Annotated in this window: 13 protein-coding genes; 3 read left to right on the top strand and 10 right to left on the bottom strand. The window is 70.4% G+C overall.

Annotated features, from left to right (window positions below; translation table 11 throughout):
* Positions 1-154 precede the first annotated feature (154 nt).
* From IW256_RS21250 to IW256_RS21240, 3 genes are all read right to left on the bottom strand, one after another.
* Positions 155-979: an NmrA family NAD(P)-binding protein gene (locus tag IW256_RS21250; RefSeq protein ID WP_197012655.1), complete on the bottom strand. Its 825-nt coding sequence runs from the start codon at positions 977-979 to the stop codon at positions 155-157.
* Positions 980-1,126: 147 nt separating this feature from the next.
* On the bottom strand, positions 1,127-1,819 hold the full coding sequence (locus IW256_RS21245) for an L-2-amino-thiazoline-4-carboxylic acid hydrolase (protein WP_197012654.1): 693 nt from the start codon (positions 1,817-1,819) through the stop codon (positions 1,127-1,129).
* A 189-nt stretch (positions 1,820-2,008) separates the two neighbouring features.
* Positions 2,009-2,398, bottom strand: coding sequence for a DUF6221 family protein (locus IW256_RS21240; protein WP_197012653.1), 390 nt, complete (start codon positions 2,396-2,398; stop codon positions 2,009-2,011).
* Positions 2,399-2,516: 118 nt separating this feature from the next.
* On the opposite strand from IW256_RS21240, the gene IW256_RS21235 reads away from it, so the two are divergent.
* Entirely contained in the window at positions 2,517-3,671 is a 1,155-nt protein-coding gene (locus tag IW256_RS21235) for a PI-PLC domain-containing protein (protein WP_197012652.1), read from the top strand.
* Positions 3,672-3,721: 50 nt separating this feature from the next.
* Here IW256_RS21235 and IW256_RS21230 read toward each other — a convergent pair whose 3' ends face one another.
* A complete protein-coding gene (locus IW256_RS21230; protein WP_307828986.1) occupies positions 3,722-4,762 on the bottom strand; it encodes a TetR/AcrR family transcriptional regulator in 1,041 nt (346 codons plus the stop codon).
* Positions 4,763-4,837: 75 nt separating this feature from the next.
* Between IW256_RS21230 and IW256_RS21225 the strand changes: the two genes are divergently transcribed.
* Together IW256_RS21225 and IW256_RS21220 are read left to right on the top strand one after the other, a co-directional pair.
* Entirely contained in the window at positions 4,838-5,782 is a 945-nt protein-coding gene (locus tag IW256_RS21225; RefSeq protein WP_197012651.1) for an ATP-binding cassette domain-containing protein, read from the top strand.
* Positions 5,779-6,600, top strand: coding sequence for an ABC transporter permease (locus tag IW256_RS21220; RefSeq protein WP_197012650.1), 822 nt, complete (start codon positions 5,779-5,781; stop codon positions 6,598-6,600). The genes IW256_RS21225 and IW256_RS21220 overlap by 4 nt, the downstream gene beginning before the upstream one ends.
* Positions 6,601-6,655: 55 nt before the next feature.
* On the opposite strand, the gene IW256_RS21215 is transcribed toward IW256_RS21220, so the two are convergent.
* The 6 genes from IW256_RS21215 to IW256_RS21190 form a co-directional block, all read right to left on the bottom strand.
* Positions 6,656-9,280, bottom strand: a complete 2,625-nt coding sequence (locus IW256_RS21215; protein WP_197012649.1) for an NACHT domain-containing protein — start codon at positions 9,278-9,280, stop codon at positions 6,656-6,658.
* Positions 9,281-9,415: 135 nt separating this feature from the next.
* Complete coding sequence (locus IW256_RS21210; protein ID WP_197012648.1) at positions 9,416-10,249, bottom strand: phosphotransferase family protein; 834 nt, start codon at positions 10,247-10,249, stop codon at positions 9,416-9,418.
* Position 10,250: 1 nt separating this feature from the next.
* Positions 10,251-10,877, bottom strand: coding sequence for a HEAT repeat domain-containing protein (locus IW256_RS21205; RefSeq protein WP_197012647.1), 627 nt, complete (start codon positions 10,875-10,877; stop codon positions 10,251-10,253).
* A gap of 179 nt (positions 10,878-11,056) precedes the next feature.
* Positions 11,057-11,698 (bottom strand): phytanoyl-CoA dioxygenase family protein, encoded by a 642-nt coding sequence (locus tag IW256_RS42785; RefSeq protein WP_197012646.1) that lies wholly within the window; start codon positions 11,696-11,698, stop codon positions 11,057-11,059.
* A 58-nt stretch (positions 11,699-11,756) separates the two neighbouring features.
* The gene (locus IW256_RS21195) at positions 11,757-15,137 is read right to left on the bottom strand and encodes an NACHT domain-containing protein (RefSeq protein ID WP_197012645.1); all 3,381 of its coding nucleotides are present in this window, start codon (positions 15,135-15,137) and stop codon (positions 11,757-11,759) included.
* A 26-nt stretch (positions 15,138-15,163) separates the two neighbouring features.
* Complete coding sequence (locus tag IW256_RS21190) at positions 15,164-15,631, bottom strand: MarR family winged helix-turn-helix transcriptional regulator (RefSeq protein ID WP_197012644.1); 468 nt, start codon at positions 15,629-15,631, stop codon at positions 15,164-15,166.
* Positions 15,632-15,654: the final 23 nt, after the last annotated feature.

Below are 15,654 nucleotides of genomic sequence, written 5' to 3'. Positions count from 1 at the left end.
GTGTCGGGGGGAGGGGACCAACGGTGAGCATCGGGTCGTGCCTTCCCGGCCGACGCTGTGGCGTCGTCCTGCTTGAGTACCCATGTGATCCGGGGAAGGTACACGCCCCCCACCCGAGCGAGCCACAGGTTCAGGCTCCCCGGAGCCCAGCGTGTCAGCGGAAGGCTTCGGCGTTTTCCCGTGCCCACTGCGCGAAGGTCCGGGGCGGGCGTCCGAGGATGCGCTCGACGGTCGGCGTCACCGTGTACGCCTCCCTGGGCGGGGCGGCGTACCAGCCGGTGACGTGGTCGACGGCGGCTTGAGAGGCTCCCGCCTGGCGCATCCGCTCGCGCGCCTGCTGTTCGGTGAGTTCAACGAAGCGGATGTCGCGCCCCAGGGCTTCTCCCAGGACGGCCAGCTTCTGCGGCATGTCCAGGACTTCGGGCCCGGTCAGTACGTCCTCCTCGCCGGTGTGGCCGTCCTCGGTCAGCGTCCTGGCGGCCACGGCGCCGATGTCGGCCTCATGGATCATCGCGCTGCGGGTGGCGCCGAACGGCTCGCGCACCACGCCCTCGTCCCTGACCGAGTCGGTCCACAGCAGGGCGTTGGACATGAACTCCTGCGGCTGGAGCGTGGTCCACGCCAGCCCCTCGGCCGCCACGGCCTCCTCGACCGGACCCGGCTCACCGCTCCACAGCATCGTCACCTGCCGGACGCCCGCTTTGGCCGCCAGCCGCGCGATCTGCGGGCCGGTGCGCAACGGAGCGCCGTCCCCGCCGTCGAAAGTGATCAGGTGCAGAGCGGTCACACCCTCCAGTGCGGCTGCCAGGCTGTCGGGCGCCGCGAGATCTCCGGTCGCCACCTCCACGGCGTCAGGCAGCACGGCGGCGGCGCTCGCGGGGTCACGAGTGAGCGCCCGTACCCCGTGCCCTCCGCTGAGCAGTTCCTTGACCACGTGACGGCCGACGTTCCCCTTGGCTCCGGTGACCAGGACGGTCATGGCCTTCCTTCCGTTCTGGGAGATCGCCGCGACGCTAGGACCTCAAGTTCGCTTGAGGTCAACTCGTCCTGGGGGAGGGATGCGCCAGGACGGGGGCGGGAACGGCCGCCGGGGCGGCCATTCCCGCTTTCGCTCACGCCGTACGGCTCAGTCGGTGGCGGGTTCCCGCGCGCCCGTCCGGGTGAAGTGGAACGGGCAGTGGGTGCCGCCGAGGCCGATGGTGGTCGTGCGCTCGAACCGGAAACCGTCCCTGTCCGGATCGATCGCCTCGATCCAGTTCCCGTCGAACGCGCACAGGACCGGAGTCAGCTCCGGTGCCGAGTTCGCCACGAGCACGTCGTGGTAGAAGCAGCGGTGGATGTCCAGGAAGTACCGGCGATCGTCGTCGACGGGACGGCGGAACGTGAAGCCCTCGCCGAACGCGTGCTCCTCGCGGGACTTGGAGACGGCGACCAAGGCCGTGAACGGGTCGGGCGCGGTGTCCAGCATCGCCCGGGTTCCCGCGCGCACCGCGTCGCCGAGCGGCTCGATCAGCGCGGCCCGTATCGCGCTGATGGCCGCCTCGCGTCCCAGGCGAGGCAGGAGCGACTCGTACGCCGCCACCAGGGCGAGGGTGATCCGGAGGTTGAAGCGGGCGGGCTCGTCCACGATCAGGTGCGCGTTCGCCGTCTCCAGCTCCTCATGCCGGGGCCGCATGGCGGCGAGGAGGTTCTCGGGGAGCGAGTGTTCGCGCAGCACCGCGGCGATGTGGCCGAAGAAGCCCTCGATGAGGAGCGCGGTTTCCTGCTCGGGGTCGGGGACGTAGTCGCCGCCGGTGAGTCCGAACTGGTCGGTGGCCATGCCATGTCCTTTCGGGACGGGCTCGGTCCCGAGGCACGGACCCGGCATCGCGGAGCGGAGCCGACCGTGCTCGCGACCGGGCGAGCACGCCGACGCGCTCCACCGACCGACCGGGCGCCGACGAATCTCAATGGATTCTGACCCGCCGATCATGGCACCCGATGAGCGCGCGTGTCGACCGCCGGACCCTCACGCCAGACGCCACGTCTCGTCGTAGTCAGGGTGCCAGTCGTAAGCCATGGCGAGATCGAGGAGGTCAGGGCAGGGCCACTCGTCGCTGTCGTACTGGCAGTCGTCGTAGTCGTCCCAGGGGCGTTCGGGGTCCCCTTCGGCAGGGCTGAGGCAATGGCGGGCCAATACCCGGCGTTTGGCCTGGACCTCCCGCATCACCCGGGCCGGGTCGTGCCGGGCGATGTGCTCGGCGAGGGCGGGATGGAAGCCCTCCATCTCGACCTGGCAGAAGTCGACCACCGTGCCCGCCGCGGTCCACCGGCCACACTCGTCGGCGCCGTCGCATCGGCGGGCTATCCGCTCGTCCTCGTCCAGCCGCGCCTCGATGAACCCCACAAGATCGTTCATGCCCTCACCCTGCCATCCCCGGGTGCGCCGTCGGGTGACGTCCTGACCGGGCCCGAACGAGGGTGGATTGGGCCCTGGAACCCTGTCGGCGGGGACACACTTGTGTGATCTTCTCCCCATGCGGGAATCCGATCATGAACGCGGTGAGGGGGCGATCAGTTACCTCGCCGTCGTCCTGCTGGTCGCGACGGTCACGGGGGCACTGGTGACGTCCGGCGTGGGCACCACGGTCGTCGAAGCGTGCGAGTCGGCGATCTGCCGGGTGCTGGGGACCGGATGCCCGCGGCCCGTGGCGGCGGGGGCGGCGCCGGCCCCCTCGCCGTCAGCGGCCCCGACCGGGCACCGTTCCCCGCCACGGCCGCCGATCCCCAAGCCGACCTGCGAGCCCGATCCGGACAGCCGGTGGGCCGAAGGGCTGCACGCGCACAACGACTACCAGAACAAGACTCCGCTCCAGGACGCGCTCCGCAACGGAGCGGTCAGCGTCGAGGCCGACGTCATGATCGACCCGCAGGGTGAACTCCAGCTCAAGCACGAGGAGAAGGAACACTCGGCGGGGACCCTGCGCGAGCGGTACGTCGAGCCGCTGATCGAACGGGCCCGGGCGAACGGCGGGCGGATCCACCCAGGCCGTGACGACCCCTTCCTCCTGGTCATCGAGATCAAGGACGTCGAGCCCGACCGCGCCACCGATCCCGGGGCGTACGCGAGCGAGGAGACGCTCAAGCGGGCCAAGGAGCGGCTGCGCGCCCAGGCCTACCAGCGGGCCATCGAGCAGACCCGCGACCTGCCGCCCGACGTCCAGGTGGTCTTCAGTGCCGGGCGGCCGGGAGACGCGGTCGGACGGCAGCCCTCCAACGTCTCCTTCGACACCGCTCCGGCGGCGGGATGCACCCTGCCGGCACAGCTCGACCCCGCCGCCCCCGAGTACGACCGGGAGTACGCGAAGAACTTCGTGATCTTCAACGGGAAGTGGTCGGACTGCGCCGATCGCGACGGCGACCAGGAGATCAGCCCGGACGAGCAGCGGCAGCTCAACGAGCTGGTGGAGAGGGCGCACAACGCCGGGCTCAAGGTCCGCCTGTGGGGCGGCCCGGACGGCGCCCGCCGCTCCGAGACGCCCGGCGACTTCCGCTGGTGCTTCTCCAAGACCTGCCGGCAGGGGACGGCCGAGGACGCGTGGCGGGCCCAGATGACGGCCGGGGTGGACCTCCTCAACACCAACCACCTCACCACCGCCCGGGACTGGATCCGCAGCTGCGGCGAGGACTAGGGGGACGGCCGGCCGCGTCGGGCGGCGGGGGAGAGCGCACACCCCAGTGATCACTCTGAGGTTCCAGATCTCCGCCGGCTGCGGTAAGCGCGCTGCTGGCATGCCCGTGAGCAGTATCGGCGGGGCCGCCCGGTGGCGGTTCGGGGGACGGGGCGGCCGCACACGGTGCACCCGTGAGGTCGAGGGGGATCGTCCGAAGTTTCGTCACGTCCGGGCCTCTCGCTGGTCCCCGCGGTCGAGTTTTCGTCACAGGCGGGTGACGCGTCGGCCGCCGCGGCGGGTGTTTCATCACGCCGGGTGGTGAACGGAACCGGCTGCGCGGCAGGGGAGCGGTGAGCCCGGACGGCCTCTGCCGGAGGCTCGGGCGTGGACGGGATGGCCGCGGCGATGTAGTCGAGGATGTGCTCCAGCCCGTTCCTGAACTGGTCGTCGCGGCTCAGGTGCGGCCGGCGTGCCTCCATCACGATCTTGGTGAAGATCGGGTACTTCCCGCTGCTCACCAGCTGGTGGACGCGCGGCGAACTGCGCGCCAGCCACTCCGATTCGCTGAGCCCGCTGCGGCGGACCTCCTCGGCCGAGCTGATCTCCTCGCGGACGGCGCTCTCGATGTGGCTGTTCAGCATGGCCATGAGGCGGAGGTTCTCGTCGATGGAGAGGTGGGGGTCGAGTGCGCCCATCACCCGTTCGATCAGCTGCAGCTGGTTGGGGCCGAGGCCGGGGAGCGACCGCTGCACGGTGGCGACCCACGGGTGCCGCAGCCACATCGCCCGCAGCCCCTCGGCGTAACGCCTCAGGTCCGCGCGCCAGTCGCCGGAGGGCACGCCCGTGAGGTCGATCTCGCCCATCAGGTGGTCGGCCACGAGCTGGATGAGATCGTCGCGGCTGGGGACGTACCGGTAGAGCGACATCGCGCCCGTGCCGATCTCGGCGGCGATCCGCCTCATGGTGGCGGCCTCCAGGCCCTCGGCGTCGGCGATCCGGATCGCCGCCCGGGTGATCTGCGCACGGCTGTAGGCCGGCTTCCGCCCGTAGGACGGCCGCTCGGGCCGCATCCAGATGTTCACGTACTCGGCGTCGGTCACCGTCCCCACCCCCACAGCTTGCGTACATGGTACCCAAACGCTTAACCTCACCAGATCGCGTACAAGGTACCCATTGGAGGGGTGATGGCGGATCCGATCGTGTTCGCCGAGGGGCTGCACAAGACCTTCGGCGGCACCCAGGCGCTGCGGGGCCTGGACCTGAGCGTCCCGCAAGGGACGGTCTGCGGCGTCCTCGGGCCGAACGGAGCGGGCAAGACGACCGCGGTGCGCATACTGGCGACCTTGTCCGAACCCGATGCCGGGCACGCCCGCATCGCCGGATGCGACGTCGTCGGTGAGGCCGCCAAAGTGCGCGAGCGAATCGGGCTGGCGGGCCAGTACGCCGCCGTGGACGAGCAGCTCACCGGTCGCGGCAACCTTCGCATGTTCGGACGCCTGTACCACCTGTCCCGCCGCGAGGCGCGCCGGCGGGCCGACGAGCTGCTGGAGCGCTTCGGCCTGATGGAGGCCGCCGATCGTCCGGTCGCCGGCTACTCCGGGGGTATGCGGCGCCGCCTGGACCTGATCACCTGCCTCATCCAGCGCCCCGAGGTCCTGTTCCTGGACGAGCCGACCACCGGCCTGGACCCGCGCAGCCGCGGCGAGATCTGGGACAGCGTCCGCGAGCTGGTCGCCGACGGCACCACGGTGCTGCTCACCACGCAGTATCTGGACGAGGCCGACCGGCTGGCCGACGACATCGCCGTCGTCGACCACGGGCAGGTGATCGCCACGGGGACGCCCGACGAGCTGAAGGCCACGATCGGGAACCGCCTCGACGTCACCGTCGACGACCCCGCCGGGCTGCGTCCGGCGGCGACCGTCCTGAACGCCCTGGCCGGAACCGATCCCACGATGACGGGCCCCGACCGGCTCAGCGTCGCCCTGCCCGGCGGCGGTCCCCGGCTCGCCGACATCGTGCGCGAGCTCGACCGCGCCGGGGTCGCCGCGGCCGACGTGCGGCTGCGCCGCCCCACCCTCGACGAGGTGTTCCTGCGTCTCACCGACCGCAAGGAGTCCCTCCGATGACCGCCCTCACCTCGCCGATGGGCCGCCTGCGCTGGAGTTTCACCGACGGGCTGACCCTGGTCGGCCGCGAGCTGGGACGGCTGCGGCAGGAACCCGGGCAGATCATCGCCGCGCTGATCTTCCCGGTCGTCATGGTGGTGCTGTTCGGGTACGTCTTCGGCAGCGCGATCGCCGTGCCGGGCGGCGGCGACTATCGCGAGTACCTCATGCCCGGGCTGTTCGCGATGGTGACCTTCACCGCGATGCAGGGAGTCATGACGCGGACGGCCGGCGACGCCTCCCGCGGCGTGATGGACCGGTTCCGCTCCATGCCGATGGCGCGGCTGGCGGTGCCGTTCGGGTACACCGGCGCCGACGCCCTGATCGGCCTGCCGCTGCTGGCCGCCATGGTGGCCACCGGACTGCTGGTGGGCTGGCAGCCGCACCGCGGCCCGATCCCCGCGGCCGAGGCGTTCCTGCTGATGATGCTGCTGCGGTACGCGCTCGCCTGGGCGGGCGCCTACCTGGGCCTGCTGGCCAGGAACGAACAGACCGTCGCCCAGCTGGTGCCGCTTTTCCTGCCGGTCACGATGGTGTCCAACGCCTTCGTCCCGACCGGCGGCATGCCGGGGTGGCTGCGGTTCCTGGCCGACTGGAACCCGGTGAGCGCGCTCACCGCCGCAGCCCGGGACCTGTTCGGCAATCCCGTCATGGCGGCATCCGGAGACACGGCCTGGCCGCTCGCGCATCCGGTGGCCACCGTCCTGCTCTGGTCGGCCGCGCTGCTGGTGGTGTTCGTCCCGCTGTCACTGCGCGCCTACAAGCGCGCAGGGCGGTGAGGAACCGGATCCGCGGTGGCGGCCAAGGATGAGCGGCGACCCGGGGTGAGTCCGGTCAGACCCCCGGGGGGAGGCAGTGGGAAGGGGCGAAGCGGGCGAGGGCCTCGGCGATGTGCGCCGGTGGTTCGGGGGTGGTGTTGAGGATCGGGGACGCCGAGTACCAGCCGTCGCGACCGCGCGCGGAGCGCGGGGGCGGCGGCGCGTCCGCCCGGAGCTGCACCTGGAGGCCGTAGAGGGCCGGCAGGGGCACGCCGAACTGGTGCGCGCGGCGCATGGCCAGCCGGCTGACGTCCTGCCACCGGTAGCTCACCCGGTGCCTTCCCTCGGTGTACTCGATCAGTTCGGCGTTGATGCGGACGCGTGTCGTCCTGGGAACGGCCAGGCCGGCGAGGAGGACCGTGATGCCGATTCCCCAGAGGAGGAAGACCGGAAGCCAAGCCACCAGGACGGTCGTCCTGCCCTGCATCGTGTTCATGAGCAGGTACATCGGCGTGACCACGACCGCCACCAGCAGCGACCCCATCCGGATCGGGCGGCTCCTGTTCTCGATGCGGACCTCGTCGGGGCCGGTCTCCAGTTTCGTGCCGGGCAGGTCCGCGCCCTGGGCCGCGATGTCACGTCCGGTCTCCGCCAGGAGGGCGCTCGGCGAGAACTCGGACGGCGGCCTCCGGGCGGCGGCCAGGTGCTTCTGCACGTTGACGTTACGGAACTGGTAGTGGCCTCCGACGGATCGCAGCACCCCGTGGCGGTGGGCGTCGCGCAGGAAGCCCATCAGCGACCAGGGCAGGCGGGCCGTTCCCGCGAGGGCGAGCTTGGCCAGGACCCACCGGCCCCACGCGGACGTGACGACGAGGGCGATGGTGGCGCACAGCCACACGGTGATCCCGGGCGCGACCGGGCCGTCGCCCCTCAACGCCCACTGCGTTCCGGCGGAGACGCCGATCAGCGGAGCGATGACGGCCGCCTTGAGGAGGACGGAGGTCCGCTCGCTCCGGAAGAGGGCGTCGGGGGTGACGCTCTCGCCGGTCGTGGACGGCGCGGTGAAGAGGATCATGAGAGCGGCGGGCAGCAGGACGCCCGTCGCCCACACCAGCGCGATCCAGCCGGGGCCCGGGAGGTCTAACGAGGCCAGCATCGGGATGGGGAGCAGGCACATCCCCAGGGCGCCGGCGGCCTGGCGTCCTCTCGTGCCACGCCAGGCCGACCGGGCCGCCGCGGTGAACCGCAGGGGAGTGGCCCTCCGGCGCGGCGTGGCGATCATCCGGCCGTACCACGTGAAGGCGACGCCCTGGACGAGGGTGCCGATGGCGAGCCCGAACAGGAGCGCGAGGGTCGTCGAGGGGGAGAGTAACCGGAAGCCCTCGGTGGACGCCGGGTCGGAAAGCCGCTCCGCGCCGAACCGCCGTTCCGTCCAGGCCAGCGCCTGTCCGGTGAGGACGCCGAGGGCCGCCAGCAGCGGGAACGCCATGAGCCGGGGGATCGGCGCGCGGTGCAGTTCCCACCAGGCGATCTCGGTCGCGTGGCGGCGGTCGAGGCGGGCGGCGAGGTGGCCGAGCCACCGGCGGGCGCGGTCGGGATTCCAGCGCCGCGGGGCGTCGGGCCTGCCCGGTGACGGCGGATCGGTGGTGAACACGGCCGGGATCAGGTTGTCGAGGAGATGCTCCTCGATGTCCTTGGCGGTACGGAAGCGGCCGTCGTCGTTGAGCTCGTCCGGGTCGGCCCGCGGAGCGGCGTACACGGTGCGGGCCAGCCAGAGCATCAGGGGGGACGCCAGCGCCTGCGCCACCGGGCTGCCGGGGACGTTCTCCAGGCGGTGGAAGACCCACTCCCACGCCCGTTCCCGCCCCGGCGGCGTGCCGAGCCGCAGATACTCGACGGCCGCCTGCGGCTCGACCGGCCGGGCCGTGATGACGGGCGTCGACGTGATCACGCTGCCCTCCTCGACCAGCCTGGAGAACTCCCCGGCACGGCAGGTCAGGAGGAAGGGCGCCCGGGTGAACGGGTCGCCGGTGAGGGCCCGGTTGACATGGCGGACGGCGACCGGCCGATGCTCCTCCGGCATCTCGTCCAGTCCGTCCAGGACGGGCAGGATGCGCCGCGCCTCCCAGAGCTTCGCCGCGGGGTGCCGCCCCTCCACGGAGGGCAGCCCCGGGTAGAGCTCCCGCACCTGCCGGGCGACCCACGCGTCCAGTGAATCGCGATCGGGGTTCCAGGACGCGAGGGACAGCGGGACGGGGACGGCCTCCCTCGGCCGGGGGCCGTCGCTCTCCATGTCCTTCAGCAGGGTGAGGGTCAGCAGCACGGCCAGGGTCGTCTTGCCCGAACCCGGACGGCCCAGCACCACCAGACGCCTGCCGCCGTCGCGGTAGGCCGCCACCACGGAGGCCAGATCGCCGCCCTCGACCCGGCCGCCGGCCTTCTCCCTGTGGTCGGCGTACGTCCAGTCCGCCTCCCAGGGCACCGCCAGCGGGGCGTGCTCGCCCAGATTCCAGACGCGTACCTCTTCGAGCCACTGCCGGTACACCGCCTCGGCCAGCCGGCGGGCCGCCTTCTCCAGCGGTTTCTCGGCCGGTGGAATGTGCAGGTGGAGATCGCCGAAACTGTCCCGGAACTGGATGACGTACTGGGCCCTGCCCAGGAAGAAGTTACGGGTGTCCCCCGGCCGACCCGAGCCGCTCACGACCACGCCCCTCGCCAGGTCCCCAGTTCCCTTTTCGCAAGGTCATGTCCGGGCTTCATCTTCCATCAGGCGGAGGGGCCGTGCCAGGACTTTCGTTTTAGGCCACCGGGACCGTGCGTGCTTCGGCCGACCGATTCACGCCCCGAACAGCCAGGGGAGGTGGGCCAGGCCGGCGTCGGCGTAGACGCGGGCGCCGTCGGTGGTGACGCCGTACGCGATGTCCTCCAGAACGGCGCAGCGCGCGTAGAAGAGCGCCCGCTCGCGGTCGCACGTCCCGTCGTAGTGGGCCAGCGTCAGGTCGAACACCTCGGGCCCCAGGTCGCGGTAGATGAGCGCGAGGTCGTAGGTGGGATCGGTGATCGCCGCGTCGGTCCAGTCGATGACGCCCGTGATCCGTCCGGCCTCCACATCGACCAGGATGTGCTCCGCGCCCAGGTCGTTGTGGCAGAACGTCCGCGTTCGCGGCTCGGCCGGCGGGGCCGCCGCCAGGAAGCCCTCCACCGCGGCGCGGAACTCCAGGGGCACCCGGTCCGCGATCTCCTCGTACGCCGCGCCTGCGTCCTCCAGCCACGTGGACAGCGGCTCGGCGTCGAGCGGGACCCGGGACTCCATGCCGGCCTTGTGCACCGCGCTCAGGAACTCGCCGAGTACGGGGGCGAGCCGCGCCGGGTCCGGCACCGGGTGCCCCAGGAGGGGCACGCCGGGGAGCTTGGTGTAGGCCAGGACACCGGCCTCGGCGTCGGCGAGGACCGGCTCGGGCACCGGGAGCGGGACCACCCCGCTCAGCGCGGCCAGCAGGTCCGCCTCGCGCTGGACGGCCTCCGCGTCCGGTTCCTTGGCCACCCGGACGATGACGTCGCCGTTGACCTCGTAGGCGACGTTGTCCAAGCCCTCGCCCAGCAGGGTGAGCGAGCGGATCCCGGACACCGGGAGGCGGGCGGCCAGCCAGGCGCGCAGATCGTCGATCATGTCAGGCCCTGACCTTGTCCAGGGAGCGGAGCGCGTACGCGGCGCGGTCCCGCACGAACTCTTCGGGGTCCCGCGCGGCCATCGCACGCAGATTCGGCGCGAACGCCTCGTAGCGGGTGTAGGAGGCGGCGAAGATCGAAGCGTAGCGGACCCGGGCGTCCTGGTCGGCCAGGGCCGCGCCGATCCGCCTGAGGACCTGCTGGTCGGGCTTGGCCGGGGCGGCCAGGCCGAGGCGCAGCGCCGCCTGGCCGCGGGCACGCGGATCGGGTGAACCGTCGAACGCCTGGCACAGGTCCCCGACCGTCCAGGGGCGGAGCGTCTGCACGGCGGTGGCGGCGATCGACTGGACCGCGGCCTTGGGCGTGCCGCTGAAACGGACGCATCCGATGCCGAACATGGCGTCCTCGACGTAGTGGAGCGATCCGGACCTGAGCACCCGGTTGCCCTGCGCCGCGTACCCGTCGGCCTGCCAGACGACCTCGCCGTCGGTTCCGGCCGCGCGGTCGCGCTCGGTGACGCCGACCATCGGCCACGAGTGCCCCCTGGCGAACTCGTCGACGTGCTCGACCGTCGTCTCGGGGCGGAGGACGTGCCGCTGCGTCGAGAAATGATCATCTGAACGAGACATGCGGGGCATTGTCCTGCGGTTTCTGACCGTTCGCCACCGGAATGCCACATTTGGTGTGCTGGTGACGTGTCGATCACGATACGAGGTCGATCCGGCAGCGTCCGGCTCGGGTCGTACTCCAGCCAGGGGTCGCGCGGCACGTCCCGCCAGCGCGGATCGTGGCCGCGCCGCTTGATCCGTTAGTACAGCGCGCGCCGGACGGCGCCCGAGGTGTTCCCGCCGATGTTGTGGCCGAGCAGGTAGTGCGCCAGCAGCAGGTCCCCGGCCCGTCCTCTGAGCTGGACGGGCCGCTCGGGCAGCCGGAGCGGCGGGTAGCCGGCCGCGTCGAAGAAGGCGTCCGGCCCTTTCTCGCGGAAGTAGGCGGCGTGCGTCAGATGCGACCCGGGCCAGATCCACAGGTTCCCGGCGTCCTCGTCGAGCTGGTCGGACAGCAGCACCCCGCCCAGCATGGTGAACGTCGCGGGGCGGCCGTCCGGCAGCGGCGGGAACCCGTCGATGTGCGGGATGCCTGGCAGGTGGAGGAACGGGGGGATGTTGAGCGGCACCTGGACCTGCCACGGCTCCTCCAACGTCCCGGCGCCGCTGAGTGACTCCGCCGCCTCCCACGCCCCAGTCCCGGTGAGCGGCGCGATGAGCGACGGCTCGTCCGCCGCCTCGGGGAAGTAGAAGTGCGGTCCGCGCACACCGTCGCCGGGCGGCTCCCCTTCGACCAGCTCGTCGACCGTCGCGGTCGCGGCCTCGACCACGTCCCGTGGCACCGCTCCCGGCAGGAGCACGTACCCCTGTTCGGCGAACTCCCGCAGTTGATCGTCGTTGAGCACGCCCGTCACCGTGGCGGGCACCTCTGATCACGGCCAACCATTTTCGACGCAACGACCTTCACCCGAGCGCGCGCAACCGCAGCGCCCGCTCAAGCCGCTGCGGCGGGACCGATGATGGAAGCTGGTGCTCATCAAGTCCTGTCACGATCCGTTCCATCTCCTGGAGGGGGTCGGTGAGTTGGGGGGCCAGCTCCTCCAACGGGAGTCCCGACTCCATCAGGATCACCCAGAGCTCGAGGAGATGGTGGTCGTCGCCCTCCCGGTAAAGCCGGGTGACCGCTTGTTCGAGAAAGCGGGCCAACTCCTTTTCGTACCACTCGCCACGGGCTGATCGCTTCCACTCGTCGAGAGCGCAGTCAACGGCTTGGACGATGCCATCGGCGGTCACGGCCGAAGAAGCGCTGATTCTGAGGAGAATGTCCGGCGAGAAGAGGGCTCGCTCTCGATGGTAGCTCTCGCGGTAACACTTCAACACCTGCCAGAAAGGCTCGCTTTGCTCTATAACAGCGTATCGTTGTACTTCTGAACTGAGCAGGGCATGGCATGCCGCCCTTACGGTCGCCCTTGGGTGCTCACCTGGCAGGGCCAGTAGCAGACTCAGTTGTGCCTCCGTGACCACTCGGCGTCGCCTGAAGGTGGAAGGAAATCTGCTCAGGGCCAGCAACATGGGGACCGTGTCTAGGGTTCCGACCGCAAGGTCGGTGGTTCTGTCGCAGAGAAAAGCCGCATCGAGCAGGAGATCAGGCAGATCGAAGGGGCCCTGCTCTTCGGAAGCTTCGCCTCGGATGTCGAACGTCCACTCCAGGTTGATGGGCTTAGCGACGTCTCCGCGCCGCAGTGCCAGTATCACCTCCCGGTGCCCGTTGTCGCTGCCGCGCGTGACGCTGATCCGAGAGAGCACGCTGTCCCATCCCTCAGGCGGGAGCTGTGACTTCCATAAGGTGGCATGCCGGCGCCAGCAGTCCACCCTGTCGGCCGGGTCATCGAAGAGTTCTGAGACGGTTGCCTCACCTCCCGCACAGATCAATCCCAGCAGGACAGCGTTCACACTCAATGCGGCGTGCTTCTCCGTCACGGTGATGCTCACAGGTGCGTAGTCCCAAAGCGCACCTGGTGGTTCCGGGAGGAGGGCGCCCTTGATCAGATCACCAATGATGCGCTCCGCGGTCGATTTTGCGGTCTCCCCGAACAGTCCGAAGATCTCCCCGAGGAAGTCTACGACCGGGCCGCGCATCGTGAGCGGGGCGAAGGAGACCAGGGCACGCAAGCGGGCGAACCCGCGCCGTACCGCCGTGAGCCCGCCTGCCTCGTACAGCCGTACGAGCCGCTGGATCTCCTTGCCGATGAGCCGGGAGGTCAGGTATTCGCTGAACGTGGAGTGCAGGAACTCGTACGTCCGGGTCCGAGACTCTCGGAAGGACGCCTGGGACTCGTGGATGAAGAAGAACCGGCCCACGACCAGCTGCGCCGGCGTCAGCCGTTCGTCCAGATCGAGGGGTGCGCCGCGATGGCTCTCGGCCTGGTCCAGGAGCGCGCGCATGTCCTGATCCAGATCATCTTCGCGGACTGCCTGGCGCCCCCGGTTGAACATTGCGAACGCGACGATGCCGAGCCGCTCCAGTTCGAGTTCGGTCTCCTCCGTCATCCGGGCCGGCGACAGTTCGGGGCGATGTTTGACCAGTTCACGGCGGACAAAACGCTTCAGCAGGCCTTCGTAGAGAGTCGTCCGGCGGAAGTCTGTGCCCGTGCTGCTGAGGGCATTGGCGTCGGCGTCATACAGCGCCAGCATGAGCAAAAGCAGTGGCTGTGCGGCCAGATCGTGGTGGCGCAGGACGTCCTCCGAGGTCAGGGGCCGGATCGAGCGGCGCAGGAAGGCGGCTTGGTTGCGGTGGTTCCAGACCGCGAGCCAATCCGAGATCTGCTCCTCCGCGAAGGGCTCCAGGCGCAACACGACCGTGGCGTCCGGAAACCGGGCGCGCTCGGCCACCACCGTCCGTGTGGTGACGACTACCACGACGGGACGGCCCAGATCGGCCTCGCGCCGCTGGAACTCCCGGACCTGTTCGAGGTAGTTGGAACGGCTGACGCCGGTGCTCTGCAGCAGTTCATCGAAGCCGTCGAGCAGGATCACGGGGATCGCGCCACCGGCGGAGCGCACGAGGGAGGGATAGCCGACATGCTCCCCGGTCAGGAGGTGGATGGCGTTCTCGATCTGCTCTTGGACCGGGGCATTGGCCGGGACAGCGCGCAGTTCCACCCGCACGACCGCGAAGTCTTCGGCTGGCAGTCGCGCGGCGAGGATACGCGTCAGCACCGACTTGCCCGAGCCGGGCTGCCCCAGCACGATCAGCGGAGCGTCGGCGGCGCGTGGCGAGGTGAAGAAGCCTGCGAGGAAGGCCGGGAGGTCACGGCGTACGGGCTGCTCCTCCCACCAGGACTCCTCGGCGGGGCGGTCGTCGGAGTTGCACGGCCGGACGCGGTAGCAGGGGTCGATGTACCCTTCGCCCAGGTCGGGGATACTGAGCGCCTCGGCTTCCACGGGCGTCGTCTCGACGATGGGCCTGGTCAGCGCCGCGCGGTAGCCGGTTGCCAGGGAGGCGAGGACCCCGGTCACCTCTACCTGTCCGGAGTGCTGGGTGATAAGGCGTTCCATCCGGGAAAGGCCACTGGTGACTGTGGCCATCTCCTGATGGATCCGCTGGAGCGGGATTCGGATCCTCTCTCCGGCCTCTGCGACGGTATTACGGGTGGCCTCATGGTCTTGAAGGCTCGCCCACACGAGGAACTCGGGGCAATGGACGGCTGTCTCCCGGAGTAGCTGCACGTAGCGCCTGACGGCATGTTCCGGGATCTCGTTGACGTTTCGCCACAGGCGGTCCCGTTCGGTCTCGTCCATGCCGTCCCAGAGCGCCAGTCCGGTCAGGAAGACGTTGAGGTTCTGGGAGAGGCCGTGGTAGAGGACGTACAACCGTTCGCGGATGACCTCGCGCGGCTCGTACGGCGTCGGGAGGGGCAACTCGGCGTCCAGCAGCTTGCCGAGAAGGTCGCGGGCGCTGCTGCTTTCGACGACCTCGCCGGTGATGAGGGTGAGCTGTTCGGCCTTGTCGAGCTTGAGCTTTCTGGGGTTGAACGGGAGGCTCGCCGATTTGAAGACGTCGAAGTAGGCGGTGATGACGAGGATGGAGTGCGTGGCCGCGAGTATCTCGGTGCGGTCCCGCCCGCGTGCCGGGCCCATCCGTTCCTGGATGTCGTTGATGAGCAGGTGGCTGGACCGGACGAACTCCAGCCGGGGGTCGAACCAGCTCAGGATCTCCTGGACGCCCGAGGCTCCGAGGGCCAACATCACCGGGCCGGTGACCCGATCGATGGCGCGGACGACCGGATGCTCTTGGCCGCCGAGGAGCCGCACGGCTTCGTTGAAGGTGAACGACTTGGGCACGCCTCAGCAGTGTGCCAAAGGACGGCTCAGCCGTCGGCGGAACCGGTGAAGCGGGCCAGGAGCCGGGCGAACTCGCGGCGCTCGTCCTCGGTCCAGTCGCGCATCGCGGAGGCGATGAAGTCGCGACGGGTCCGGCGGGCGGCCTCGACGATCTCCCGGCCGGCGTCGGTGAGCTCCAGCTGGATCCGGCGGCCGTCCTCCTGGGAGGCGACCCGGCGGACGTAGCCCGCCTTGACGGCCTCGGCGACGATCCGGCTGCCGCGCGAGGCGTCCACGCCGAGGCGGGAGGCGACCAGGCCGACGCTCATCTCCTGGTCGGGGTCGTCGGGACCCTCGTCGATGATGTCGGTGACGTGCAGAATCTGCAGGTCGACCGGCAGGTTGTGCTCCCTGATCACGGCCTTGCCCAGCCGCTGCCGGGCCATGCTGCGGCGCAGCCGCACCATGCCGCGCTCCACGGCGTCCAGGGGGGCCGGGTCGTCCGCCTTCGCCATCCGCCCAGTCTAGCCAGGCGGTT

This window comes from Actinomadura viridis (genome assembly GCF_015751755.1).
GTDB classification, from domain to species: domain Bacteria; phylum Actinomycetota; class Actinomycetes; order Streptosporangiales; family Streptosporangiaceae; genus Spirillospora; species Spirillospora viridis.
This window is presented reverse-complemented; position numbering and strand designations above follow the sequence as displayed.

Excerpts from the sequence above, each read along its gene's own strand:
- IW256_RS21250 (WP_197012655.1), bottom strand. The coding sequence starts at position 979 with ATGACCGTCCTGGTCACCGGAGCCAAGGGGAACGTCGGCCGTCACGTG.
- IW256_RS21245 (WP_197012654.1), bottom strand. The coding sequence starts at position 1,819 with ATGGCCACCGACCAGTTCGGACTCACCGGCGGCGACTACGTCCCCGAC.
- IW256_RS21240 (WP_197012653.1), bottom strand. The coding sequence starts at position 2,398 with ATGAACGATCTTGTGGGGTTCATCGAGGCGCGGCTGGACGAGGACGAG.
- IW256_RS21235 (WP_197012652.1), top strand. The coding sequence starts at position 2,517 with ATGCGGGAATCCGATCATGAACGCGGTGAGGGGGCGATCAGTTACCTC.
- IW256_RS21225 (WP_197012651.1), top strand. The coding sequence starts at position 4,838 with ATGGCGGATCCGATCGTGTTCGCCGAGGGGCTGCACAAGACCTTCGGC.
- IW256_RS21220 (WP_197012650.1), top strand. The coding sequence starts at position 5,779 with ATGACCGCCCTCACCTCGCCGATGGGCCGCCTGCGCTGGAGTTTCACC.
- IW256_RS21210 (WP_197012648.1), bottom strand. The coding sequence starts at position 10,249 with ATGATCGACGATCTGCGCGCCTGGCTGGCCGCCCGCCTCCCGGTGTCC.
- IW256_RS21205 (WP_197012647.1), bottom strand. The coding sequence starts at position 10,877 with ATGTCTCGTTCAGATGATCATTTCTCGACGCAGCGGCACGTCCTCCGC.
- IW256_RS21190 (WP_197012644.1), bottom strand. The coding sequence starts at position 15,631 with ATGGCGAAGGCGGACGACCCGGCCCCCCTGGACGCCGTGGAGCGCGGC.